Origin of the sequence: Pseudomonas sp. SJZ080 (genome assembly GCF_007828295.1) — a bacterium.
Classification (GTDB): domain Bacteria; phylum Pseudomonadota; class Gammaproteobacteria; order Pseudomonadales; family Pseudomonadaceae; genus Aquipseudomonas; species Aquipseudomonas migulae_A.
In genome coordinates, this window is sequence record NZ_VIUK01000016.1 from 74,798 (window position 1) to 95,932 (window position 21,135).

The 21,135-nt window shown below is 58.5% G+C and carries 22 protein-coding genes; 15 read left to right on the forward strand and 7 right to left on the reverse strand.

All coding sequences use genetic code 11. The features are described 5' to 3' along the window. Window positions 1-157 precede the first annotated feature (157 nt). The 4 genes from FBY04_RS20340 to FBY04_RS20355 all read left to right on the forward strand — a co-directional run bounded on the left by FBY04_RS20340 (window position 158) and on the right by FBY04_RS20355 (window position 4,638). Window positions 158-2,056 carry an AAA family ATPase gene (locus tag FBY04_RS20340; protein ID WP_145316553.1) on the forward strand — a complete coding sequence of 633 codons (1,899 nt, stop codon included), beginning with the start codon at window positions 158-160 and terminating at the stop codon, window positions 2,054-2,056. 270 nt (window positions 2,057-2,326) lie between these two features. Beyond that, entirely contained in the window at window positions 2,327-2,716 is a 390-nt protein-coding gene (locus FBY04_RS32400) for a hypothetical protein (protein ID WP_178118301.1), read from the forward strand. Window positions 2,717-3,163: 447 nt separating this feature from the next. Continuing rightward, window positions 3,164-3,808 carry an MBL fold metallo-hydrolase gene (locus FBY04_RS20350; RefSeq protein ID WP_145316555.1) on the forward strand — a complete coding sequence of 215 codons (645 nt, stop codon included), beginning with the start codon at window positions 3,164-3,166 and terminating at the stop codon, window positions 3,806-3,808. A 101-nt stretch (window positions 3,809-3,909) separates the two neighbouring features. Continuing rightward, on the forward strand, window positions 3,910-4,638 hold the full coding sequence (locus FBY04_RS20355; RefSeq protein ID WP_145316557.1) for an OmpA family protein: 729 nt from the start codon (window positions 3,910-3,912) through the stop codon (window positions 4,636-4,638). Between the two features lie 253 nt (window positions 4,639-4,891). On the opposite strand, the gene FBY04_RS20360 is transcribed toward FBY04_RS20355, so the two are convergent. Beyond that, a complete protein-coding gene (locus FBY04_RS20360; protein ID WP_008025941.1) occupies window positions 4,892-5,326 on the reverse strand; it encodes a YhcB family protein in 435 nt (144 codons plus the stop codon). Between the two features lie 144 nt (window positions 5,327-5,470). Between FBY04_RS20360 and FBY04_RS20365 the strand changes: the two genes are divergently transcribed. The 3 genes from FBY04_RS20365 to zapE all read left to right on the forward strand — a co-directional run bounded on the left by FBY04_RS20365 (window position 5,471) and on the right by zapE (window position 8,665). Then, entirely contained in the window at window positions 5,471-6,100 is a 630-nt protein-coding gene (locus FBY04_RS20365; protein WP_084320458.1) for an alpha/beta hydrolase, read from the forward strand. Between the two features lie 24 nt (window positions 6,101-6,124). Continuing rightward, window positions 6,125-7,480, forward strand: coding sequence for a tryptophan--tRNA ligase (locus FBY04_RS20370; RefSeq protein ID WP_145316559.1), 1,356 nt, complete (start codon window positions 6,125-6,127; stop codon window positions 7,478-7,480). A gap of 90 nt (window positions 7,481-7,570) precedes the next feature. Beyond that, window positions 7,571-8,665 (forward strand): cell division protein ZapE, encoded by a 1,095-nt coding sequence (zapE, locus tag FBY04_RS20375; protein WP_145316561.1) that lies wholly within the window; start codon window positions 7,571-7,573, stop codon window positions 8,663-8,665. A gap of 182 nt (window positions 8,666-8,847) precedes the next feature. Here zapE and FBY04_RS20380 read toward each other — a convergent pair whose 3' ends face one another. Next, window positions 8,848-9,744: a GlxA family transcriptional regulator gene (locus tag FBY04_RS20380; protein ID WP_178118302.1), complete on the reverse strand. Its 897-nt coding sequence runs from the start codon at window positions 9,742-9,744 to the stop codon at window positions 8,848-8,850. A 244-nt stretch (window positions 9,745-9,988) separates the two neighbouring features. On the opposite strand from FBY04_RS20380, the gene FBY04_RS20385 reads away from it, so the two are divergent. Further along, window positions 9,989-11,125: an acyl-CoA dehydrogenase family protein gene (locus tag FBY04_RS20385; RefSeq protein ID WP_084320466.1), complete on the forward strand. Its 1,137-nt coding sequence runs from the start codon at window positions 9,989-9,991 to the stop codon at window positions 11,123-11,125. 89 nt (window positions 11,126-11,214) lie between these two features. On the opposite strand, the gene FBY04_RS20390 is transcribed toward FBY04_RS20385, so the two are convergent. Beyond that, entirely contained in the window at window positions 11,215-12,255 is a 1,041-nt protein-coding gene (locus tag FBY04_RS20390) for an NADP(H)-dependent aldo-keto reductase (RefSeq protein ID WP_145316565.1), read from the reverse strand. Window positions 12,256-12,500: 245 nt separating this feature from the next. On the opposite strand from FBY04_RS20390, the gene rplM reads away from it, so the two are divergent. The 7 genes from rplM to FBY04_RS20425 all read left to right on the forward strand — a co-directional run bounded on the left by rplM (window position 12,501) and on the right by FBY04_RS20425 (window position 17,388). Then, window positions 12,501-12,929 carry a 50S ribosomal protein L13 gene (gene rplM, locus FBY04_RS20395; RefSeq protein WP_007905295.1) on the forward strand — a complete coding sequence of 143 codons (429 nt, stop codon included), beginning with the start codon at window positions 12,501-12,503 and terminating at the stop codon, window positions 12,927-12,929. Window positions 12,930-12,943: 14 nt separating this feature from the next. Continuing rightward, window positions 12,944-13,336 (forward strand): 30S ribosomal protein S9, encoded by a 393-nt coding sequence (gene rpsI, locus FBY04_RS20400; protein WP_003205364.1) that lies wholly within the window; start codon window positions 12,944-12,946, stop codon window positions 13,334-13,336. Between the two features lie 267 nt (window positions 13,337-13,603). Then, entirely contained in the window at window positions 13,604-14,197 is a 594-nt protein-coding gene (petA, locus tag FBY04_RS20405) for a ubiquinol-cytochrome c reductase iron-sulfur subunit (RefSeq protein ID WP_084320468.1), read from the forward strand. After that, window positions 14,197-15,408: a cytochrome bc complex cytochrome b subunit gene (locus FBY04_RS20410; RefSeq protein WP_007943720.1), complete on the forward strand. Its 1,212-nt coding sequence runs from the start codon at window positions 14,197-14,199 to the stop codon at window positions 15,406-15,408. The genes petA and FBY04_RS20410 overlap by 1 nt, the downstream gene beginning before the upstream one ends. Then, on the forward strand, window positions 15,408-16,190 hold the full coding sequence (locus FBY04_RS20415) for a cytochrome c1 (RefSeq protein WP_084320469.1): 783 nt from the start codon (window positions 15,408-15,410) through the stop codon (window positions 16,188-16,190). Before FBY04_RS20410 ends, FBY04_RS20415 begins: the two co-directional genes overlap by 1 nt. A gap of 150 nt (window positions 16,191-16,340) precedes the next feature. Beyond that, window positions 16,341-16,958: a glutathione S-transferase N-terminal domain-containing protein gene (locus tag FBY04_RS20420; RefSeq protein ID WP_007905304.1), complete on the forward strand. Its 618-nt coding sequence runs from the start codon at window positions 16,341-16,343 to the stop codon at window positions 16,956-16,958. A 16-nt stretch (window positions 16,959-16,974) separates the two neighbouring features. Next, window positions 16,975-17,388 (forward strand): ClpXP protease specificity-enhancing factor, encoded by a 414-nt coding sequence (locus FBY04_RS20425; RefSeq protein WP_008037283.1) that lies wholly within the window; start codon window positions 16,975-16,977, stop codon window positions 17,386-17,388. A gap of 142 nt (window positions 17,389-17,530) precedes the next feature. Here the strand turns inward: FBY04_RS20425 and FBY04_RS20430 are convergent, their stop codons facing one another. The 4 genes from FBY04_RS20430 to FBY04_RS20445 all read right to left on the reverse strand — a co-directional run bounded on the left by FBY04_RS20430 (window position 17,531) and on the right by FBY04_RS20445 (window position 20,974). Then, complete coding sequence (locus tag FBY04_RS20430; RefSeq protein WP_145316567.1) at window positions 17,531-18,106, reverse strand: BON domain-containing protein; 576 nt, start codon at window positions 18,104-18,106, stop codon at window positions 17,531-17,533. Beyond that, window positions 18,103-18,696, reverse strand: a complete 594-nt coding sequence (locus FBY04_RS20435) for a phosphoheptose isomerase (protein ID WP_008025961.1) — start codon at window positions 18,694-18,696, stop codon at window positions 18,103-18,105. The genes FBY04_RS20430 and FBY04_RS20435 overlap by 4 nt, the downstream gene beginning before the upstream one ends. A 104-nt stretch (window positions 18,697-18,800) precedes the next feature. Further along, window positions 18,801-19,163: a YraN family protein gene (locus FBY04_RS20440; RefSeq protein ID WP_084320470.1), complete on the reverse strand. Its 363-nt coding sequence runs from the start codon at window positions 19,161-19,163 to the stop codon at window positions 18,801-18,803. Next, complete coding sequence (locus FBY04_RS20445; RefSeq protein ID WP_145316569.1) at window positions 19,163-20,974, reverse strand: penicillin-binding protein activator; 1,812 nt, start codon at window positions 20,972-20,974, stop codon at window positions 19,163-19,165. The genes FBY04_RS20440 and FBY04_RS20445 overlap by 1 nt, the downstream gene beginning before the upstream one ends. Between the last annotated feature and the right edge of the window lie 161 nt (window positions 20,975-21,135).

Genomic DNA, 21,135 nt, shown 5'->3' on the forward strand with positions numbered 1-21,135 from the left:
TGTACCGAACTACCCCCGAGCAGCGATAGGGGTAGGGAGGCAAAAACTAAAATAGCCCGGTCGGGTGCTCGCTGTTATTCGTATATATCCGGTTGACTCTATCAACTGGCTCGGACGCACTTTCTCCATTCTACGACTAACAATTAGAGGCCTCGACATGCAAAAAGTAATTACCTCCGTGCTGTTTAACAGCATTCTCCTCTCTCTCACTGGCTGCGCTGGTACTGGGTTGCAGGATCAGGATGGATCCCGCAACCAGACCCTGACCTGGGGCTCCATCGGCACTATCGCAGGAGCCGCCGCAGGTGCGCTGATCAATAAAGACAACCGCGGCAAGGGCGCACTCATCGGCGCCGGTGTCGGTGGCCTGGCCGGCGCTGGTTACGGCGTCTATGCCGACCGCCAAGAGGCGGAACTGCGTAAAGCCACTGCTGGTACTGGCATCGACGTACAGCGTCACGGCGATGACATCAAGCTGGTGATGCCTGGTGCGATCACGTTCGCTAATGGCTCGACCGAACTGTCTCCTGCTGCCCAATTTAACCTGGACAAGCTGTCTGGTTCCTTCAAGCAGTACGGAGAAAACAACATTGAGGTGACTGGCCTTGAAGAAATCGAAGCAACTAAGTCGGAGATTTACAAACAACTCGGCCTCATCGAAATTCCCCAGCAGCCGGACGAAAACGGCCGCATGCCGCCAAAGCGTTACACGACGAAGGAGCTCTTCACCCTTGAAGCCGACTGCGTAAAGGCGGTGCATGCTGGTCTCGATGATCCGAGTTGGAATGTTGACCGTGCCTTTGTTGACCAGGTGATTGACGACTATGAGAAGGAAAAACAGGCGACCCAGAAGCCAGGCGAAAAGCCTTTTCGGCTCACTCAGGAGCAGCGCCAAGCTGCCTACGATCTGACTGGGCCAGGTCAGTACACATTCTTTAAGGGGGCCGCTGGCGTTGGTAAGTCTTCCACTCTGGCGCCGACCTTCCGCGTATACGCCGAAGTTTTCAAGGCGCCGGGGCGCCGTGTAATTGGCGTTGCGCCTGCAAACAAGCAGGCAACGGAGCTGGCTAAGTCGACCGGTATTCAGGCCCAGACTGTCCATTCACTACTGATCAAGCACCAGAACGCGCTTGCCGCGCAGCAGGCTGGGCAGCATTTCAAACAGCAGGATCTCATCGGACACGGCGATATCGTCGTGTGCGACGAAGCCGGCATGCTGGACACCTACCAGATGCATAATCTGGTGGTGGCTTGTCACCAGGCAGGCGCCCGCCTGATCTGCGTTGGTGATAGAAACCAGCATGACGCAGTGGAGACCGCCGCATTGTTCGGCCTTCTGCACGACGCTGTTGGGGATCGCTGCGCCAAGATCGAAACGATCGCCCGTCAAGTCGACCAGTTCAGGCCTACTGCTCAGGCCCTTTATGAAGGCAAGGTGAGCGATGCGATCCGCCACATGCAGCGCGATGAGCAGCTCAAGGTTTTCGCTGACGGCGTGAACGAAGCTGACGAGTTGGTTGGCGATGTTTTCGCCGACATGAAAGCTGGCCTGCCAGGGAAGGATAGCGTTGTCCGTGAGTTGGACTGGTCCCAGATTCTTGTCCTCGCTGATACGAACGAACAGGTACGGGCGCTCAACGACAAAATTCGTGATGCCCGATTCGCTCGTGGTGAATTGAGTGCTGTAGGCAGCGTAAGCATCGAAACCGAGGTGCTGCCCGGCGAGCGATTCACGATCCAGGTTGCGATTGGTGACCGCCTGCTTTTGCGCAAAACGGCCAAGGACTCTCAGAACGAACCGATCTACAACGGGGACCTTGGCTCCGTGCTGGGTATCGAGCGAGTCGCCCGCGAAGTCGACGGTGAGCGGATCAAGGACATTCTGTTCACGATCACCCGGGACGATGGGAGGACGGTCAAGATCAATGCCAGTGAATACGAGTCGCTGCAGCACGGCTATGCGATGACCGGCCACAAAGCGCAGGGCATGACTGTTATGCAGTCTTACTACCTGCCGTCATCCTACGCTTCTCTGCAGGCTTGGTATGTCGCCTAGAGGTTGAGATCGAGCACGCCAAGGCCTTCGGCGCTGAAATCGTCGACCTTCGCATCGACGAACATACCTGGCCGGCTGATGCCCGCCGCGTTGCCGTTGTAGCTGCAGAAAACCCCGCTCCAGGTGCAGAAGTTGCGCGATGGACAAACCCCGGCTCATCCATTCCCACAGAGCAGCGCCGCGACCTTTGCGAAACACTCCAGGAAATGAAGACCGCCTTATTCACCACGAAGCTGAAACTGATCAAGCCTGAGCCTCAGGAGGCCCGCTATGTCCGAATTGATCCTGTCCGACCTGCCACCCTTGCCGGCCTCGGCCGATACCCCCGCGTTGATGGACGACCTGTCGCCGCCGCCGATGGAGTTTCCCGACCCGAATCCCGAGCCGGCGCCGCAGGCCATCGAGTCGCCGGCAGCCTCGGCCAATTTGACCGCGCCGCCGGCGCCGGTGACGCAGCAAACGAAGAAGCCTTCTCCCGCCCGCTCGGCAACATTAAACGCCCTGCAGGGCGAGCTCCCTCAGACTGTCTGCGTACGTTGTCCACATGCGATCTGGCAGCAGGTCCCGGAAGGGGACGTGAGGGTGTATTGCCCGATAACACACTCGCTGATCGACAGCCTCTTGGTCGAGTGCGACGGCAGGTTCCTGGTACTGCTTTAGCACGCTCGATGAAATACGACAAAGCATCAGACGCCCGCGAAGTCGCCGCGATGAGCCGACTATCACGGTAGCTGGCCAGATCGGCACCACGAATGCTGGCCAGCGATCTCAGGGCTAGCGGATGTCGCTGCATGGCCTGAATCCGAGAGAGTTCCGAGGCACTGCTCCTCTTCTTGCTAGTCACTTCGCTAGCATACGTCTCCAGAGCCGTAGAGAATGAGGTGGATTCGGCCTCATTTCGGCTGACGAACGCGCCCGCGTCCATCTCGCGCTCGATCATGGTCGCCCATGTCTTTGCTTCGGCCTGGGTATTGAATGTCTTGGTTTGCAGGGGCCATCCTTTTCGTCTGACCTGAACCTGCCACTGAGCCGGGCCACGCTTTCGAAGTGTCGCCATTTTTATTCTCGGTGTGACAAAATTGTGCCAATAATTATATAGGAACACCTATGGAAGCCGCAAAATATAAGCTTATACGCGAAACCTTCCCTGTAGGCCCTTTGCAGTGCAACTGCACGATCATCGGCGATCCGGTCACGAAAAAGGCCATCGTGGTCGATCCGGGCGGCAATCACGAGCTGATCCTGGCTCGGCTCGACGCCTTGGGCCTGAAGGTGGTCAGCATCATTCATACCCACGCGCACCTGGATCATTTCCTGGCCTCCGGTCAGTTGAAGGAAAAAACCGGCGCGACTTTGCATCTGCACAAGGAAGATCAGTTCCTCTGGGACAATCTGGAGATGCAATGCCAGATGTTCGGTGTGCCTTATACCCCGGTTCCATCCCCCGATCGCTGGTTGGCCGATGATGAAGAACTGGCCTGCGGCTGCGGCGTGGCATTGCACACGCCCGGTCATACGCCAGGTTCCATGAGCTTCTGGTTTTCAGAGGCTAAGCTGCTGATTGCCGGTGACACGCTGTTTCGTCGCGGAGTGGGGCGCACGGATTTGTGGGGTGGCGATCAGGCGACCATCGTGCGTTCGATCAAGCAACGGCTGTATACCCTTGATGAGGAGGCGACAGTGGTGACCGGGCACGGGCCGGATACGCGCCTGGGCGATGAAATGCGTGACAACCCTTTTGTTCGGGCTTGACGGTTACCGATGGAATTTTCGCCTCCCGAAATGATCCAACGCCCGCAAAGGCCGATGCCTTGTTCCGTTGCACCATAGAATGCAGAAAGTAGGAGCTCTTCATGTTCACCAAGCAGCGTTTGATTATTGTCGCTACGGCTGTCGCCTTGCTGTCTGGCTGCGCCTCGCCTAATCCTTACGACAACCAGGGCCAGGCCGATGGTGGTTCCACGGGCATGAGCAAAACCGCGAAATACGGTGGCCTCGGTGCTTTGGCCGGCGCACTCGCCGGTGCCGCGATTGATCACAACAACCGTGGCAAGGGGGCGCTGATCGGTGCTGCCGTGGTGGGTGCTTCCGCTGCCGGTTACGGTTACTACGCCGACCAGCAAGAGAAAAAGCTGCGTGCCAGCATGGCCAATACCGGCGTAGAAGTGCAGCGCCAGGGCGATCAGATCAAACTGATCATGCCGGGCAACATCACGTTCGCCACCGATTCGGCGAACATCGCTCCAAGCTTCTATCAGCCGCTGAACAACCTGGCAGGCTCGCTCAAGGAGTTCAACCAGAACCAGATCGAGATCGTCGGCTACACCGACAGCACGGGCAGCCGTCAGCACAACATGGACCTGTCCCAGCGTCGCGCCCAGAGCGTGGCGACTTACCTGACTTCCCAAGGTGTTAGTGGTGCCAACCTGTCGGCGCGCGGTGCGGGGCCGGATAACCCGGTTGCCAGCAACGCTGATGTCAATGGCCGGGCGCAGAACCGTCGGGTTGAGGTCAACCTGAAAGCGATTCCGGGTCAGCAGTATGGTGGGCAGCAGCAGGGCACTGTTCAGCAGTATCCATAATCGTCTGACTGAACCCCAGGCGTAAAAAAAACCGCCCGATTCTCAACAGATCGGGCGGTTTTTTTGTTTCGCCCATTCGGGCCTCTTCGCGAGCAAGCCCGCTCCCACAGGGATTTGTGTATGAGCAGAACCCTGTGGGAGCGGGCTTGCTCGCGAAGAGGCCCGAATCAGCACCAGAGATATTGGATCAGTAATAAAAAAGCCCCCGGACAATCACTCATCCGGGGGCTTTTTCATGTCGCGCGAAACCTGATTACTTCTTCAGGCCGTAATGCTCATCGAGCATGCCCGGCGCGTTCGGGGCTTTTGGAGCGTAGTCGCGAGGCGGTTCCTGATTGCGCGGTGGCGTCAGGCGCTCCCGTGGGGCGGCGGCTGCGTCGGCGTGCAGCGAGGCCAGCAGGCGTTGGCGGGTCTGCTCGTCCAGGGCCAGACGGTTGGCACCCTCGGCGAGATGATCCTGCACTTCCTGATAGCTCTGAGTCAGTTTCTTGACCAGGTTTGCAGTGCTGTTGAAGTGGGTGACCACCTCGTTCTGATAACTGTCGAAACGTTCCTGAATGTCATCCAGCTGACGTTGTGTGCTGCTCGGCGCGGCGTTCGGCACCAGGCGAGCGATCAGGAAACCAATGGCGACACCCACAACCAGGGCAAGAGTCGGCAACAACCAAACTAAGAGCGAGTGTTCCACGAGTCCTTCCTCTATAAACGGCTTTGCTTTACGTTAACGGCTCGAACCTGCGCTGTATACCGCGATTCACTCGCAATACATCGGCACAGACAATTTGCTAGACGAGTCGACCCGATTCGAGGTCACGGAGTTCCTTCCTTGCTTATGCGCGAAACCCCTGTAGTGATTGACGGCCCGGTCGGTCAACTGGAAGCTCTTTACCTGAACAATGAAGCGCCTCGCGGCATCGCGCTGATCTGCCACCCGAACCCGGTGCAGGGCGGCACCATGCTCAACAAAGTGGTCTCGACCCTGCAGCGCACCGCGCGCGATGCCGGTTTGGTTACCTTGCGTTTCAATTACCGTGGCGTCGGTGCCAGCGAAGGCTCGCACGACATGGGCACCGGCGAAGTCGACGATGCTCAGGCGGCGGCCGCATGGCTGCGGTCGAAGCATCCGGACTTGCCGCTGACGCTGTTCGGTTTTTCCTTCGGCGGTTTTGTTGCAGCCAGTCTCGGCGGGCGCCTGGAAGCGAAGGGCGAACGGCTCAAGCATTTGTTCATGGTCGCGCCAGCGGTGATGCGCCTCGGCGATCAAGACCCCCTGCCGCAGCAAGGCGAGCTGACCCTGATCCAACCGGAAACCGACGAAGTCATCGACCCGCAAGCCGTCTACGACTGGTCCTCGAAACTCGAGCGTCCCCATGAGCTGCTGAAAGTGGCAGAATGCGGACACTTTTTTCATGGCAAGCTGACTGATCTCAAGGATCTGATCCTGCCGCGTCTTTCGAATTGATTGCAGTCTGACAAGCGATTACCCATGACGACTCGTACCCGTATCCTCACCGGCATCACCACCACCGGCACGCCGCACCTGGGCAACTACGCCGGCGCCATCCGCCCGGCGATCCTTGCCAGTCGCGACAGCAATGCCGATTCGTTCTACTTCCTGGCCGACTACCACGCCCTGATCAAATGCGATGACCCGCTGCGCATCCAGCGCTCGCGTCTGGAAATCGCCGCGACCTGGCTGGCCGGTGGCCTGGATGTGGACCGCGTGACGTTCTATCGCCAGTCCGACATCCCGGAAATCCCCGAGCTGACCTGGCTGCTGACCTGCGTTGCCGCCAAGGGCTTGCTCAACCGCGCCCACGCCTACAAGGCCTCGGTGGACAAGAACGTCGAAGCCGGCGAAGACCCGGATGCCGGCATCACCATGGGCCTCTACAGCTACCCGGTGCTGATGGCCGCGGACATTCTGATGTTCAACGCGCACAAGGTGCCGGTCGGTCGGGACCAGATCCAGCACGTGGAAATGGCCCGCGACATCGGTCAGCGTTTCAACCATCTGTTTGGACAGGGCAAAGAATTCTTCACCATGCCCGAGGCGCTGATCGAAGAAAGCGTCGCCACGCTGCCAGGCCTCGACGGTCGCAAGATGTCGAAGAGCTACGACAACACCATCCCGTTGTTCAGCAGCGCCAAAGAAATGAAAGACGCCATCTCGCGGATCGTCACCGACTCCCGTGCACCGGGCGAAGCGAAAGATCCGGACAACTCACACCTGTTCACCCTGTTCCAGGCCTTCGCCACCCCGGCGCAGTCCGACGAATTCCGCAGCGAACTGTTGCAGGGCCTGGGTTGGGGCGAGGCGAAGAATCGCCTGTTCCAGCTGCTCGACAGCGAGTTGGGCGAGTCCCGCGAGCGTTATCACCAACTGATCGAACGTCCGGCGGACCTGGAAGACATCCTGCAAATCGGTGCCAAAAAGGCCCGTGCCGTGGCGACGCCGTTCCTCAACGAACTGCGTGAAGCGGTGGGCCTGCGTTCTTTTGTTGCTCAGACCCAGGTCGCGGCGACCACGAAGAAGAAAGCCGCGAAAGCCGCACGCTTCGTCAGCTTCCGTGAAGACGACGGCAGCTTCCGTTTCCGTCTGCTGGCGGCCGATGGCGAGCAATTGTTGCTTTCGCGCAACTTCGCCGACGGTAAAACCGCCGGTCAGGTGAGCAAGCAACTGCAAGTGGGCCAGCCATTGGACGTGCGCAGCGAAGACTTGAGCTTCAGTGTCTGGCTGGAAGGCGAGTGCGTTGCCGATAGCCCGGCCTTCGCCGACAGTGCTGCTCGCGATGTCGCCATCGACGCCCTGCGGATTGCGCTGACGCCGGTTCAGGAATAATCAACGGCTCGGTCCGACCAAGGGCCGATTGCCATTCCCACGGGCCGTCGCTACAGTGACGGCCCGTTTTTGTTGCCTTGCTAACGAATTATGACGCCCCTAGAACGATATCAAGCTGATCTGAAACGCCCGGAATTCTTCCATGACGCCGCGCAGGAAACAGCCGTGCGCCATTTGCAGCGCCTGTACGACGATCTGGTCGCAGCCTCGCAGAACAAACCGGGCCTGCTCGGCAAGCTGTTTGGCAAGAAAGAACAGGCGCCGGTCAAGGGCCTGTATTTCTGGGGTGGCGTAGGCCGCGGCAAGACCTACCTGGTCGATACCTTCTTCGAAGCGCTGCCGTTCAAGGAAAAGACCCGCACTCACTTCCACCGCTTCATGAAGCGCGTGCACGAAGAGATGAAGACGCTCGGCGGTGAGAAAAACCCGCTGACCATCATCGCCAAGCGGTTTTCCGACGAGTCGCGAGTGATCTGTTTCGATGAATTCTTCGTCTCCGACATCACCGACGCGATGATCCTCGGTACGTTGATGGAAGAGCTGTTCAAAAACGGCGTGACCCTGGTCGCCACCTCGAACATCGTGCCGGACGGCCTGTACAAGGACGGCCTGCAACGCGCACGCTTCCTGCCGGCCATCGCGCTGATCAAGCAGAGCACCGAGATCGTCAACGTCGACAGTGGCGTCGATTACCGTCTGCGTCACCTCGAGCAAGCGGAACTGTTCCACTTCCCGCTCGACGAAGCGTCCCACGAAAGCTTGCGCAAGAGCTTCCGCGCCCTGACGCCGGAATGCACGGCGGCCATCGAAAACGATGTGCTGATGATCGAGAACCGCGAAATCCGTGCGTTGCGCACCTGCGATGACGTGGCCTGGTTCGACTTCCGCGAACTCTGCGACGGCCCACGCAGCCAGAACGATTACATCGAACTGGGCAAGATCTTCCACGCCGTGCTGCTCAGCGGTGTCGAGCAGATGAGCGTCACCACTGACGACATCGCCCGACGCTTTATCAACATGGTCGACGAGTTCTACGACCGTAACGTCAAGCTGATCATTTCCGCTGAAGTCGAACTCAAAGACCTCTACACCGGCGGTCGCCTGAACTTCGAGTTCCAGCGCACCCTCAGCCGTTTGCTGGAAATGCAGTCACACGAATTCCTGTCCCGGGCGCATAAGCCGTAGGACGATTCGGAAAATAAAAAAAGGGCCTGCATTTGCAGGCCCTTTTTTGTGCGCTGAAGAACCAATGTGGGAGCGGGCTTGCTCGCGAAAGCGGACTGACATACAACATTTTTTGTCGACTGACACGCCGCCTTCGCGAGCAAGCCCGCTCCCACATTTTGATTTGTGTTGGGCTCTAAACCCTACGCCGCTTGCTGAAACTGCTGCCGATACTGGTTCGGCGACAATTCCGTGTGCTGGCGGAACAGTCGCGCGAAGAAGCTAGCATCGTCATATCCGACTTCATAACTGATGGTCTTGATGCTTTTGCGACTGCCGGACAGCAAGCCCTTTGCCGTTTCAATGCGCAGGCGTTGCAGGTAATGCAGCGGCTTGTCGCCGGTGGCGGTCTGGAATCGGCGCATGAAGTTGCGGATGCTCATGCCGTGCTCGCGCGCCACGTCTTCGAAGCGGAACTTGTCGGCGAAATGCTCTTCGAGCCAGTGCTGGATCTGCAGGATGATCACGTCCTGGTGCAGCTTCTGCCCGCCGAAACCGATGCGTCCCGGTGAATAGCTGCGCTGCACTTCATAGAGAATGTCGCGGGCCACGGCCTGGGCCACGTTGGCGCCGCAGAAGCGCTCGATCAGGTAGATGTAGAGATCGCACGCCGAGGTCGTGCCGCCGGCGCAATACAGGTTGTCGGCGTCGGTCAGGTGCTTGTCCTGATTGAGGTGAACCTTCGGAAATCGTTCGGCAAAGGCGTTGAAGAAGCGCCAGTAGGTGGTCGCTTCCTTGCCATCGAGCAGCTCGGCTTCGGCGAGCCAGAACACCCCCGTGGCCTCACCGCAGAGTACCGCGCCGCGCGCATGTTGCTGGCGCAGCCACGGCAGGACCTGCGGGTAACGTTGGCAAAGGGTTTCGAAATCGTCCCAGAACGCCGGGAGGATGATGACGTCAGCGTTTTCCAGGCCGCCGTCCACCGGCATGATCACATCGCTGAAGCTGTTCACCGATTTGCCGTCGGGGCTGACCAGCCGCGTTTCGAACGCCGGTGTCAGGCCCTGGCCCAGTTGTTTGCCGTAGCGCAGGCTGGCCAGGTGAAAGAAATCCTTGGCTTGCATGAGGGTGGAAGCGAAAACCCGGTCGATAGCCAGGATGCTGACGCGCCGCAGGGGCGTGGAGACTTGGTTAGACATAATTCAACTTTATTCTTATAGGGGAAAGTGGTCACCAGACGGCTGGATCGTCTTATTTTTTGTCGGATGTGTCCAGTGTCCTGTATCGGATGCGGGGCTTAGTCTCTGAAGGTCAATTCCTTCTAACAATAACGACAGGTGCCGCATGATCCCCAGAACCTTGTTCAGCCCCGAGCACGAACTTTTTCGCGACAGCGTGCGAACGTTCCTCGAAAAAGAGGCCGTGCCGTTTCATGCTCAATGGGAGAAGCAAGGCTATATCGACCGCCAGCTCTGGAACAAGGCGGGGGAGGCGGGGATGCTCTGTTCGCACCTGCCGGAGGAATACGGTGGGCTGGGGGCAGACTTTCTCTACAGCGCGGTGGTGATCGAAGAGGTGGGACGTCTGGGGCTGACCGGCATTGGTTTTTCCCTTCATTCCGACATTGTTGCGCCGTACATCCTGCATTACGGCAGTGAAACGCTGAAACACAAATACCTGCCGAAACTGGTGTCTGGCGAGATGGTCACTGCGATTGCCATGACCGAGCCGGGCGCGGGGTCCGACCTGCAAGGGGTGAAAACCACCGCGGTGCTCGATGGCGACGAATACGTGATCAACGGTTCGAAGACTTTTATCACCAACGGCTATCTCGCTGACCTGGTGATTGTCGTGGCCAAGACCGATCCGAAGGCGGGCGCAAAGGGCACCAGTCTGTTTCTGGTCGAGGCGAACACGCCTGGCTTCGCCAAGGGCAAGCGCCTGGAAAAAGTCGGCATGAAGGCGCAGGACACCTCGGAGCTGTTCTTCCAGGATGTTCGTGTGCCGAAGGAAAACCTGCTGGGGCAGGCCGGGATGGGTTTTGCATATCTGATGCAGGAATTGCCGCAGGAGCGTCTGACGGTCGCTGTTGGCGGACTGGCATCGGCTGAGGCTGCGCTGCAATGGACGCTGGAGTACACACGCGAGCGCAAGGCGTTCGGCAAGGCGATTGCCGATTTCCAGAACACCCGCTTCAAGCTGGCGGAAATGGCGACTGAAATTCAGATTGGCCGGGTTTTCGTCGATCGCTGCCTGGAATTGCACCTGCAAGGCAAACTCGATGTGCCGACGGCGGCGATGGCCAAGTATTGGGGCACGGACTTGCAGTGCAAGGTGCTCGACGAGTGCGTGCAGTTGCACGGCGGTTACGGGTTCATGTGGGAATACCCGATCGCCCGTGCGTGGGCGGATGCGCGGGTGCAGCGGATTTATGCCGGTACCAATGAAATCATGAAGGAGATCATTGCCAGATCACTGTAGGAACCGGCTTGCTGGCGATAGAAACGGCGCGGTTTCGCTGTATACCGCGTTGTCCCAATCGCCAGCAAGCCAGCTCCTGCAAGTGCGGGTCAAGGCGCCGGATTCGGGTGATCTTTGTGAATCGCCTCAATCCCCGCCAGCACTTCATCGGAAAGTTTCAGCTCGAAGCTGGCAATGTTGCTGTCCAGTTGTTCCAGCGTCGTCGCACCGATGATGTTACTGGTCACGAACGGCTGCTGCGTCACGAACGCCAGCGCCATTTGCGCCGGATCCAGGCCATGCTCACGGGCCAGCGCCACATAACGGCTGCATGCCGCTTCCGACTGTGGGTTGAAATAGCGGCTGAAGCGGCTGTAGAGACTCAGGCGCCCCTTCGGCGGACGCGCGCCACCTTCGTACTTGCCCGACAGGAAACCGAACGCCAGCGGCGAATAGGCGAGCAGGCCGCACTGTTCGCGGATGGCGATTTCCGCCAGGCCGACTTCGAAGCTTCGGTTGAGCAGGTTGTACGGGTTCTGGATCGATACAGCGCGCGGCCAGCCACGGGCTTCAGCCAGCGCCAGGAAACGCATGGTGCCCCACGGCGTTTCGTTGGACAGGCCGATGTGGCGGATCTTGCCGGCTTTGACCTGTTCGTCCAGTGCTTCGAGGGTGTCCTCGAGTGGCGTCAGGTTGGCTTCGATCTTGTGTTTGTAACCCAGTTGACCGAAGAAGTTGGTGCTGCGCTCCGGCCAGTGCAACTGATAGAGATCGATGTAATCGGTTTGCAGGCGCTTGAGGCTCGCATCCACCGCTTCGGTGATGTGCTGGCGGTTGTGGCGCAGGTTTTTGTCGCGGATGTAGTCGATGGTGTTGCCGGGGCCGGCGATCTTGCTGGCCAGGATCCAGTCGGCACGATCGCCATGGCTTTTGAAGTAATTGCCGATGTAGCGCTCGGTGGTGGCATAGGTATCGGCCTTCGGCGGCACCGGGTACATCTCGGCGGTGTCAATGAAATTGATCCCGGCGCTTTTGGCCCGTTCAATCTGTGCGAAGGCTTCAGCCTCGCTGTTTTGCTCGCCCCAGGTCATGGTTCCGAGGCAGATGGCGCTCACGTTCAGATCGGTTCGGCCTAGCTGGCGATAGTCCATCAAGAGCTCCTTGGGCAAAACAATCATAAAAGCAGGTTGAAATATTTTTCGCAATCTGCATAATTGCGCACCTCTTTCTGCAGTGGAAGTGATGCGCCGCCGCCGAAGAATCTTGCCGTTGAACGGACGCGCCGACCCGAGCCCCCGAAAGCGTCTGTATCCGGCTGCCTTTGACTTGTCAAAGTACGCACTATTCAGTAAGATCCGCCGTCTAATTTACAGGGCGGCCCCTGAGGCTATAAAGAATGAAAACTTTTACTGCTAAACCGGAAACAGTACAGCGCGACTGGTTTGTCGTCGACGCTGCAGGTCAGACCCTGGGTCGTCTGGCCACCGAAATCGCGAGCCGTCTGCGTGGCAAGCATAAAGCTGAGTACACTCCTCACGTTGACACCGGCGATTACATCGTCGTTATCAATGCCGAGCAGATTCGTGTAACCGGTGCTAAAACCACCGACAAAATCTACTACTCCCACTCCGGTTTCCCGGGCGGCATCAAGTCGATCAACTTCGAAAAGCTGATCGCTAAAGCCCCTGAGCGCGTGATCGAGACCGCGGTCAAAGGCATGCTGCCTAAGAACCCGCTGGGTCGCGACATGTATCGTAAGCTGAAAGTCTATGCGGGCGCTGTACACCCTCATACTGCTCAGCAGCCCCAAGAACTGAAGTTTTAACGGAATAGTTCATTATGTCGGCGACTCAAAATTACGGCACTGGCCGTCGCAAGACCGCAACCGCACGCGTTTTCCTGCGTCCGGGCACTGGTAACATCTCCATCAACAACCGTTCGCTGGATAATTTCTTCGGCCGCGAAACTGCCCGCATGGTAGTTCGTCAGCCGCTGGAATTGACTGAGACTGTCGAGAAGTTCGACATCTACGTCACCGTGATCGGCGGTGGTGTAAGTGGTCAAGCTGGCGCAATCCGCCACGGTATCACTCGCGCTCTGATGGACTACGACGAAACTCTGCGCGGTGCTCTGCGCAAAGCCGGCTTCGTAACCCGTGACGCACGTGAAGTTGAACGTAAGAAAGTCGGTCTGCGTAAAGCGCGTAAGCGTCCGCAGTACTCGAAGCGTTAATTCGCTTTCGCGTTCAAAAAGAACGCCCAGTTTCCTCGCGAAGCTGGGCGTTTTTTTATGGGCGCTATTTATCAAAGAATTGCTCTGTGACAACTTGCCACAGCCGTAGAGCCCCTATACTGCAAGGCTTGGCAGTGGAGCCCTTCGGTAATTACCTTGTCAGGATTGGGGCTTTTCATTACCATTCGGCAAAATTTTTATAAGTACATAGTTTTACTTAGTAGATGCCTGATTTAACAGGCCACAAAGCTGATGGGAGAGGACTGAATGAGCAATGACGGCGTGAATGCAGGCCGGCGTCGCTTCTTGGTAGCAGCCACATCCGTGGTGGGTGCTGCAGGAGCGGTGGGGGCTGCGGTCCCGTTCGTGGGGTCATGGTTTCCCAGTGCCAAGGCGAAAGCCGCAGGTGCACCGGTGAAAGTGAATGTCAGCAAAATCGAGCCAGGCCAGCAGATGATTGCTGAGTGGCGCGGCCAGCCGGTGTTCATTGTCCGCCGTACTTCGGAAATCCTGGGGAATCTGAAAAAGATCGAGGGCCAGCTGTCTGACCCGACCTCCAAGAACTCGACTCAACCGACTTATGTCGACCCGGAAACGCGTTCGATCAAGCCAGAGGTTCTGCTGCTGATCGGTATCTGCACACACCTCGGTTGCTCGCCGACCTTCCGTCCAGAAGTGGCGCCTGCGGATCTGGGCAAGGATTGGGTAGGTGGTTATTTCTGCCCTTGCCACGGTTCCCACTACGATTTGGCTGGCCGCGTCTACAAGTCGCAACCTGCGCCTTTGAACCTGCCAGTTCCCCCGCATTCCTATGAGACCGATGACATCATTGTCATTGGCGTCGATACGGAGAAAGCGTGATGAGCAAGTTCATGGATTGGGTTGATGCGCGCTTTCCCGCGACCAAAATGTGGGAAGACCATCTCAGCAAGTACTACGCCCCGAAGAACTTCAACTTCTTCTATTTCTTTGGTTCCCTGGCGCTGCTCGTTCTGGTTAACCAGATCGTCACCGGTGTCTGGCTGACCATGAGCTACACCCCGTCGGCGGAAGAAGCATTCGCCTCCGTCGAATACATCATGCGTGACGTCGAGTACGGCTCGATCCTGCGTCTGCTGCACTCCACCGGCGCTTCGGCGTTCTTCATCGTGGTCTATCTGCACATGTTCCGTGGCTTGCTCTACGGTTCGTACCAGAAGCCGCGTGAGCTGGTGTGGGTCTTCGGCATGCTGATCTACCTGGCGCTGATGGCGGAAGCCTTCATGGGTTACCTGCTGCCATGGGGCCAGATGTCCTACTGGGGTGCCCAGGTGATCATCTCGCTGTTCGGTGCGATCCCGGTCATCGGCAACGACCTGACCCAGTGGATTCGTGGTGACTACCTGATTTCCGGTATTACCCTGAACCGCTTCTTCGCCTTGCACGTGGTTGCCCTGCCGATCGTGATTCTCGGTCTGGTGGTGTTGCACGTTCTGGCGCTGCACGAAGTCGGCTCGAACAACCCGGATGGCGTGGACATCAAGAAATACAAAGACGAAAACGGCGTACCGCTGGACGGCATTGCCTTCCACCCGTACTACACCGTGAAAGATATCGTCGGTGTGGTGGTGTTCCTGTTCATCTTCTGTTCGATCGTGTTCTTCTTCCCTGAAATGGGCGGCTACTTCCTCGAGAAGCCGAACTTTGAAGTGGCGAACGCGTTCAAGACGCCAGAGCACATCGCTCCGGTTTGGTACTTCACCCCGTTCTACGCGATTCTGCGGGCGGTTCCGGACAAGCTCCTGGGCGTTATCGCCATGGGTGCGGCCATCGCTGTGCTGTTCGTCCTGCCATGGCTGGACCGTAGTCCGGTCAAGTCGATGCGCTACAAGGGCTGGTTGAGCAAGATCTGGCTCTGGGTGTTCTGCATTTCGTTCGTGATTCTGGGCGTGCTGGGTGTTTTGGCGCCGACTCCAGGCCGTACGTTGCTGTCGCAGGTATGTACCTTCCTGTACTTCGCCTACTTCATTCTGATGCCGTTCTACACCAGGCTCGAGAAGACCAAACCGGTTCCGGAAAGGGTGACTGGCTGATGAAAAAACTATTTGCTGTACTGATTCTTGCTGCCATGCCTGTGTTCTCGTTCGCGTCGACAGCTGGTGCTCCTGAATTGGAAAAGGTCGACATCGACGTTTCCGACAAGGCTGCCATGCAGGATGGCGCGCGTACGTTCGCCAACTACTGCATGGGCTGCCACAGTGCCAAGTTCCAGCGCTACGAGCGTGTTGCCGATGATCTGGGCATTCCTCACGATCTGATGCTGTCGAAGCTGGTGTTCACTGGCGCCAAGATTGGCGACCACATGAACATCGGCATGCAGCCGGCTGACGCCAAGACCTGGTTCGGTGCCGCGCCACCTGACCTGACCCTGGTGGCTCGTGTTCGTGGTACGGACTGGCTCTATGGTTACCTGAAGTCGTTCTACGAAGATCCGTCGCGTCCCTGGGGCGTGAACAACAAGGTCTTCCCGAACGTGGGCATGCCGAACGTCCTGGCGGGCCTGCAAGGTCGTCAGGTCGTAGGTTGCAAACAGGTGCAGATCGTCGAAGACGGCAAGAAGCAATATGATCCGCTGACCGGTACCGCGCTGACTCATGAAGCGTGCGATCAGCTGACCATCGTGCCGAAGAGTGGTGCTCTGACCGAAGAGCAGTTCGATGAGAAGGTCAAGAATCTGGTAACCTTCCTGGCTTACTCGGCTAACCCGGTTAAGCTGCAGCATCAGCGCATTGGTACCTACGTCTTGCTGTATCTGGCGTTCTTCTTCGTATTCGCCTACTTGCTCAAGCGCGAATACTGGAAAGATGTGCACTGATAAAGTTTCAAGCAATTGCTGTTAATCGCGCGCGCCCAAGGGCGTCTCTGAAGGTGTAACGAGCCTGGTCATCCAGGCGTTACGGGAGGCGCCCTCTGGGCGCGCTCGTTTTTCCGCTTCCGATAATTTCAACAAGCGAGGAGGACCGCCATGGGCGTGACCAATCGGTTGGCCTGTTACTCCGACCCCGCCGACCACTATTCCCACCGAGTGCGCATCGTACTTGCAGAGAAGGGTGTCAGCGCCGAGATCATTTACGTGGAAGCTGGCCGCCAGCCGCCTAAACTGATTGAAGTGAACCCTTACGGAAGCCTGCCCACCCTGGTCGATCGTGACCTGGCGTTGTGGGAGTCGACCGTGGTGATGGAATATCTGGATGAGCGTTACCCGCATCCGCCTCTGCTGCCGGTTTATCCAGTGGCGCGTGCCAACAGCCGTCTGCTGATTCATCGTATTCAGCGTGACTGGTGTGGTCTGGTGGATCTGATCCTGGATTCGCGGACCAAGGAAGCAGCCCGCGTGGTGGCTCGTAAAGAGCTGCGCGAAAGCCTGACAGGCGTGTCGCCGTTGTTTGCCGACAAGCCGTTTTTCCTCAGTGAGGAACAAAGTCTGGTGGATTGCTGCCTACTGCCAATACTCTGGCGCTTGCCGATTCTGGGTATTGAACTGCCGCGGCCTGCCAAGCCGCTGCTTGATTATATGGAGCGCTCGTTTGCGCGTGAGGCTTTCCAGGCGAGTCTGTCTGGTGTCGAACGCGATATGCGCTAAGGCTTAAGGAGCCGCTATGAACTCCAGTCGACCTTATCTGGTCCGCGCGCTCTACGAGTGGATTGTGGACAACGATTGCACCCCGCACATGCTGGTCAATTCCGAGTATCCGTCGGTGCAGGTGCCACAGGGTTTCGCCAGTGATGGACAGATTGTCCTGAACGTATCGCCGGCCGCCGTGCGTCATTTGCACATGGACAACGAAGCGGTCAGCTTCGAAGGCCGCTTCGGTGGCGTGCCGCACACCCTGTACGTGCCTATTGCATCGATCCTGGGTATCTACGCCCGGGAGAATGGCCAGGGCATGGTGTTCGATCTGGAGTCGCCCATGGAGGACGAGGAAGAGATCGAGCCGGATGATGATCTTCCGCCACCGGACAGTGAACCGCCGCGCCCAAGCGGTCGACCCAGTTTGAAAGTGGTGAAGTAATAAAAAAGGCGATCCGAAAGGATCGCCTTTTTTATTACTGTAGGAGCTGGCTTGCTGGCGATGGTGATCCGGAAGACGCTATCGCCAGCAAGCCGGCTCCTATGGGGCGATGGCGATTTCAAAATCGCCATCGCCGGGAGGGTCAGTCAATGTACTCAAACAGCTTCACAATCTTCTGCACACCGGAAACCCCTTGCACCAGGTTCGTCGCCTGGGCGGCTTCCTGCTTGGTCAGCAGGCCCAGCAGGTAAACGATGCCGTTCTCGGTGACAACCTTGATGCGCGAGCCCGGGATGTTCGGGTCGGTGAGCATCTGGGTCTTGATCTTGGAGGTCAGCCAGGTGTCGTTCTGGCGGGCAAGGAAGCCGGAAGGTGGCAGCACCTGCAGTTCGTTGTGCACCGTCTTCACGCGCTGGACGGCGGCGGCCTGTTCGGCCTTGGCCTTGAGATCTGCGCGTGGGGTTTGGCCGGCGAGCAGTACGACACCATTGAAGCTGGTGACGACGATGTGCGAGTCGTTGTCCAGGGCCGGATCGGCCTTGGCGATGTTCACGCCGACCTTGGTGTCGATCAGAGAGTCGTCGATCTTGCTGCCTAAGGTGCGCGTGCCGCGGTCATCATCGATCGGCGCTTCACGGCTGGCGTTAACCACCGAGGTGCAGCCGCTGATGCCAAGGCACAGGGTCAAGGCCAGAAGGCCTAGGCGATTAGGGGTCATTCTTCACTCCCGAACAGTTGGCTGTCGATCAAGTCGCAAAGGCAATGGATCGCCAGCAGGTGGACTTCCTGAATACGTGCGGTGACGTTGGCCGGTACGCGAATCTCGACGTCTTCGGGCAATAGCAGCGACGCCATGCCGCCGCCATCGCGACCGGTCAATGCTACGACAATCATTTCGCGATCATGTGCGGCCTGGATCGCTTGAATTATGTTTGCCGAGTTGCCGCTGGTGGAAATCGCCAGCAATACGTCGCCCGGCTGGCCGAGCGCGCGGATTTGCTTGGAGAATATTTCGTTGTAGCTGTAGTCGTTGGCGATCGAGGTGATCGTCGAGCTGTCGGTGGTCAACGCGATGGCTGGCAGGCTCGGGCGCTCGCGTTCGAAGCGGTTGAGCAGCTCGGACGAGAAATGCTGGGCGTCGCCGGCAGAGCCGCCGTTACCGCAGGAAAGCATTTTGCCCTCGTTGAGCAGGGCGTTGACCATCACTTGGCTGGCTTGCTCGATGTGCGGTGCAAGTACGTCCATCGCCATTTGCTTGGTATCGATACTGGCCTGAAAAAGCTGGCGAATTCGGGATTGCATGTCCATCTGTGTGACCTTAATTAGCGCGGCTACTCGGCACATGAATGTGCAGCCCGCAAAGCAAAGAGCAAAATTGTTGGGTGAAAGTGTCCGCTTCGGGACGCACGCGATCAGCTGTCGAAGGCATTCTGCAGCCAGTTCAACTGATCGTGGTTGCTGTCGATGGCGACCACGTCGAAACGGCAAGGGGAATTGGCCCAACACGACTCGCGCTGAAGAAAATACTGCGCGGCAAAAATCAGTTTCTGCCGTTTGCGCTCATCGATGCTATCGAGCGCGCCACCCCATTGAGTGTTTTTTCTGTAGCGAACTTCAACGAATACTACTGTATCGCCATCAAGCATGACCAGATCAAGCTCGCCGCGTTTACATAACCAGTTCTGCGCCAGCAGGCGCAGACCTTGTTGCTGAAGATGCTCGAGCGCATGGCGCTCGGCATCTTTACCGCTTTGCTGGCGTGACCTGTCAGGCATCAGCGTGGGGTGTCCGGCAGGCGTTGAACCTGGCCACTGACGAACTGGGCCCACGGCAACTGACGCACTACGCGTTGGTTCTGAGTCATGCCCAGGCTGCCCGATTGACCTTCGATGCGGCTGTCCGGCAGCGCCTTGAGTTGCCCCAGGCGTGGAGCCAGGCGATAGGCGTCGACGCCCATTGCATACAGGCGACCCAGGCTGCCACCGGCTTGTGGCCATTGTGCGGTCACTTGTTTGCGCAGCGGGTCAGTGGCGTCCAGCAACCATGGGGTTTCGCAGAAGCGAATGCCGTTCATGTCGTTGTACTGGTTGACGTCGCCGCTGGCACTGAACACGTGGGACGTGGCGTAAACCGGCACATCACCGGCGTACTGGAAGTTCAGGGTCGGCTTGATCTGCTGGGCTTGCTGAGGGGTTGCCGCCAGGAAGATGAACTCGATGTCCTGGCGGCGCGACGGCTGGGCGGCTACCTGCGAGCCAACAGTGCTTTGCAGGCTCTTGGCGCGGCCTTCGCTCTGGCGCAGCTGGAACATGTCGGCAATCTGCTGGGCCAGTTGCACCGGCTGATCTACACGCTCGGTGGCAACGATGCTGCCGCCGTTGGCTTGCCAATCCTGGCTGAACGCTCTCAGTACGCGATCGCCCCATTCGCCTTTCGGCACCATGATGGCGGCGCGATGCAGGCCGTCAGCGCGAGCGCGGCGGGACACTTCGCGGGCTTCGTCTTCAGCGGCAAGACCGAACTGGAACAGCTGCGCCGGGCCTTGTTCCCCTTCGCTGTAATTCAGCGCGAGGGTCGTGATCGGCAGTTGCGGACGAGCGCTGAGCTGTTTGACCAGCGGCTTCTCCAGCGGTCCGACGACCAGTTGCACGCCATCGGCCTGAGCCTTGCGATAGAACTCGTCGAGGGAGGTCAGGCGCGAGCTGTCATAGAACTCGATGGCTGGCGGCTTCTGGCCGGCTTGTTGGGCCTGGTAATGAGCCGCCATGAAACCTTCGCGAAGCGCTTTGCCGACCGATGCCAGCGGGCCGTCTTGCGGTAGCAGCAGGGCGATCTTGCTCACGGGCTGGCTGGCCAGTTCCTTGAGCTTGGTCAGTGGCAGCGGCAGTTGGATGGCGGCCGGGTGTTTAGGGTTTTGGGCGCGCCAGTTGTCGATCGCGGCTTGCTGCTGCTCCAGGGTGCCAGCGGTTTTCACGGCCAGCGCCAGGCCCATCCAGCCACCGAGGTCGTCGTTGGCGGTCGGCTGCAGTTGATCGGTTGGCAGCGAGGCGATCAGGATCCAGATCGCTTCGTGGTTTTTGCCTGCCGCTTCACCGCTGAGCATCGGAGCGATGAAAATACGCTCCCGTGCGGCGGCGAGGGTCTGGCCGTCGGCTTCAAGGGCGCGTGCATGCACGGTGCCGGTGCGAACCTGTTGTTCGACAGGCAATTCGCCCAGGCGCTGCAGGCTTGGGTGGCTCAAGGCAGTCAGCGCTGCTTTCGGTTGATTGCGCACCATGGCCAGTTCGGCCGCCAGGGTGCTGGCAAATACCTGTTGGCCAGGCTTGAGTTGTTCGACCGGCACTTGTTGCAGGATTTGCGCGGACTGGCCGGCATTGCCCTGGCGATAAGCCAGGTCTGCCGCACTCAGGCGAAGCAGCGCAGCTTGCTCCGGCGTTTTGCTTTTGGCGGCCTGATCGAGCAGTTGCTCGATGCTGGCATCCGGGGTCCGTGGAAGTTCGCCAAGGCTGGAAGAGGGCGAGCTGGCGCAAGCCGCCAGCAAGGCAGCGAGGCAGAGGGCAGTGAACAGCCGCAGGCAAGCGATCATGTAGTGTTCCTGATACTCGATCAAATTAGCGTGGAATTGTACCCAAGCACTGGCCGGGGCGCGATGTTGCTGGCGTGAATCGATCAATTTAGCTCGTACAAATGTTGCTGTGCCGCACAAATGGCTGAAAAAACCGGGCTTGCTTGCGCGTATCGAAACCA

Excerpts from the sequence above, each read along its gene's own strand:
- FBY04_RS20340 (WP_145316553.1), top strand. The coding sequence starts at position 158 with ATGCAAAAAGTAATTACCTCCGTGCTGTTTAACAGCATTCTCCTCTCT.
- FBY04_RS32400 (WP_178118301.1), top strand. The coding sequence starts at position 2,327 with ATGTCCGAATTGATCCTGTCCGACCTGCCACCCTTGCCGGCCTCGGCC.
- FBY04_RS20350 (WP_145316555.1), top strand. The coding sequence starts at position 3,164 with ATGGAAGCCGCAAAATATAAGCTTATACGCGAAACCTTCCCTGTAGGC.
- FBY04_RS20355 (WP_145316557.1), top strand. The coding sequence starts at position 3,910 with ATGTTCACCAAGCAGCGTTTGATTATTGTCGCTACGGCTGTCGCCTTG.
- FBY04_RS20365 (WP_084320458.1), top strand. The coding sequence starts at position 5,471 with ATGCGCGAAACCCCTGTAGTGATTGACGGCCCGGTCGGTCAACTGGAA.
- FBY04_RS20370 (WP_145316559.1), top strand. The coding sequence starts at position 6,125 with ATGACGACTCGTACCCGTATCCTCACCGGCATCACCACCACCGGCACG.
- zapE (WP_145316561.1), top strand. The coding sequence starts at position 7,571 with ATGACGCCCCTAGAACGATATCAAGCTGATCTGAAACGCCCGGAATTC.
- FBY04_RS20385 (WP_084320466.1), top strand. The coding sequence starts at position 9,989 with ATGATCCCCAGAACCTTGTTCAGCCCCGAGCACGAACTTTTTCGCGAC.
- FBY04_RS20390 (WP_145316565.1), bottom strand. The coding sequence starts at position 12,255 with ATGGACTATCGCCAGCTAGGCCGAACCGATCTGAACGTGAGCGCCATC.
- rplM (WP_007905295.1), top strand. The coding sequence starts at position 12,501 with ATGAAAACTTTTACTGCTAAACCGGAAACAGTACAGCGCGACTGGTTT.
- rpsI (WP_003205364.1), top strand. The coding sequence starts at position 12,944 with ATGTCGGCGACTCAAAATTACGGCACTGGCCGTCGCAAGACCGCAACC.
- petA (WP_084320468.1), top strand. The coding sequence starts at position 13,604 with ATGAGCAATGACGGCGTGAATGCAGGCCGGCGTCGCTTCTTGGTAGCA.
- FBY04_RS20410 (WP_007943720.1), top strand. The coding sequence starts at position 14,197 with ATGAGCAAGTTCATGGATTGGGTTGATGCGCGCTTTCCCGCGACCAAA.
- FBY04_RS20415 (WP_084320469.1), top strand. The coding sequence starts at position 15,408 with ATGAAAAAACTATTTGCTGTACTGATTCTTGCTGCCATGCCTGTGTTC.
- FBY04_RS20420 (WP_007905304.1), top strand. The coding sequence starts at position 16,341 with ATGGGCGTGACCAATCGGTTGGCCTGTTACTCCGACCCCGCCGACCAC.
- FBY04_RS20425 (WP_008037283.1), top strand. The coding sequence starts at position 16,975 with ATGAACTCCAGTCGACCTTATCTGGTCCGCGCGCTCTACGAGTGGATT.
- FBY04_RS20430 (WP_145316567.1), bottom strand. The coding sequence starts at position 18,106 with ATGACCCCTAATCGCCTAGGCCTTCTGGCCTTGACCCTGTGCCTTGGC.
- FBY04_RS20435 (WP_008025961.1), bottom strand. The coding sequence starts at position 18,696 with ATGGACATGCAATCCCGAATTCGCCAGCTTTTTCAGGCCAGTATCGAT.
- FBY04_RS20440 (WP_084320470.1), bottom strand. The coding sequence starts at position 19,163 with ATGCCTGACAGGTCACGCCAGCAAAGCGGTAAAGATGCCGAGCGCCAT.
- FBY04_RS20445 (WP_145316569.1), bottom strand. The coding sequence starts at position 20,974 with ATGATCGCTTGCCTGCGGCTGTTCACTGCCCTCTGCCTCGCTGCCTTG.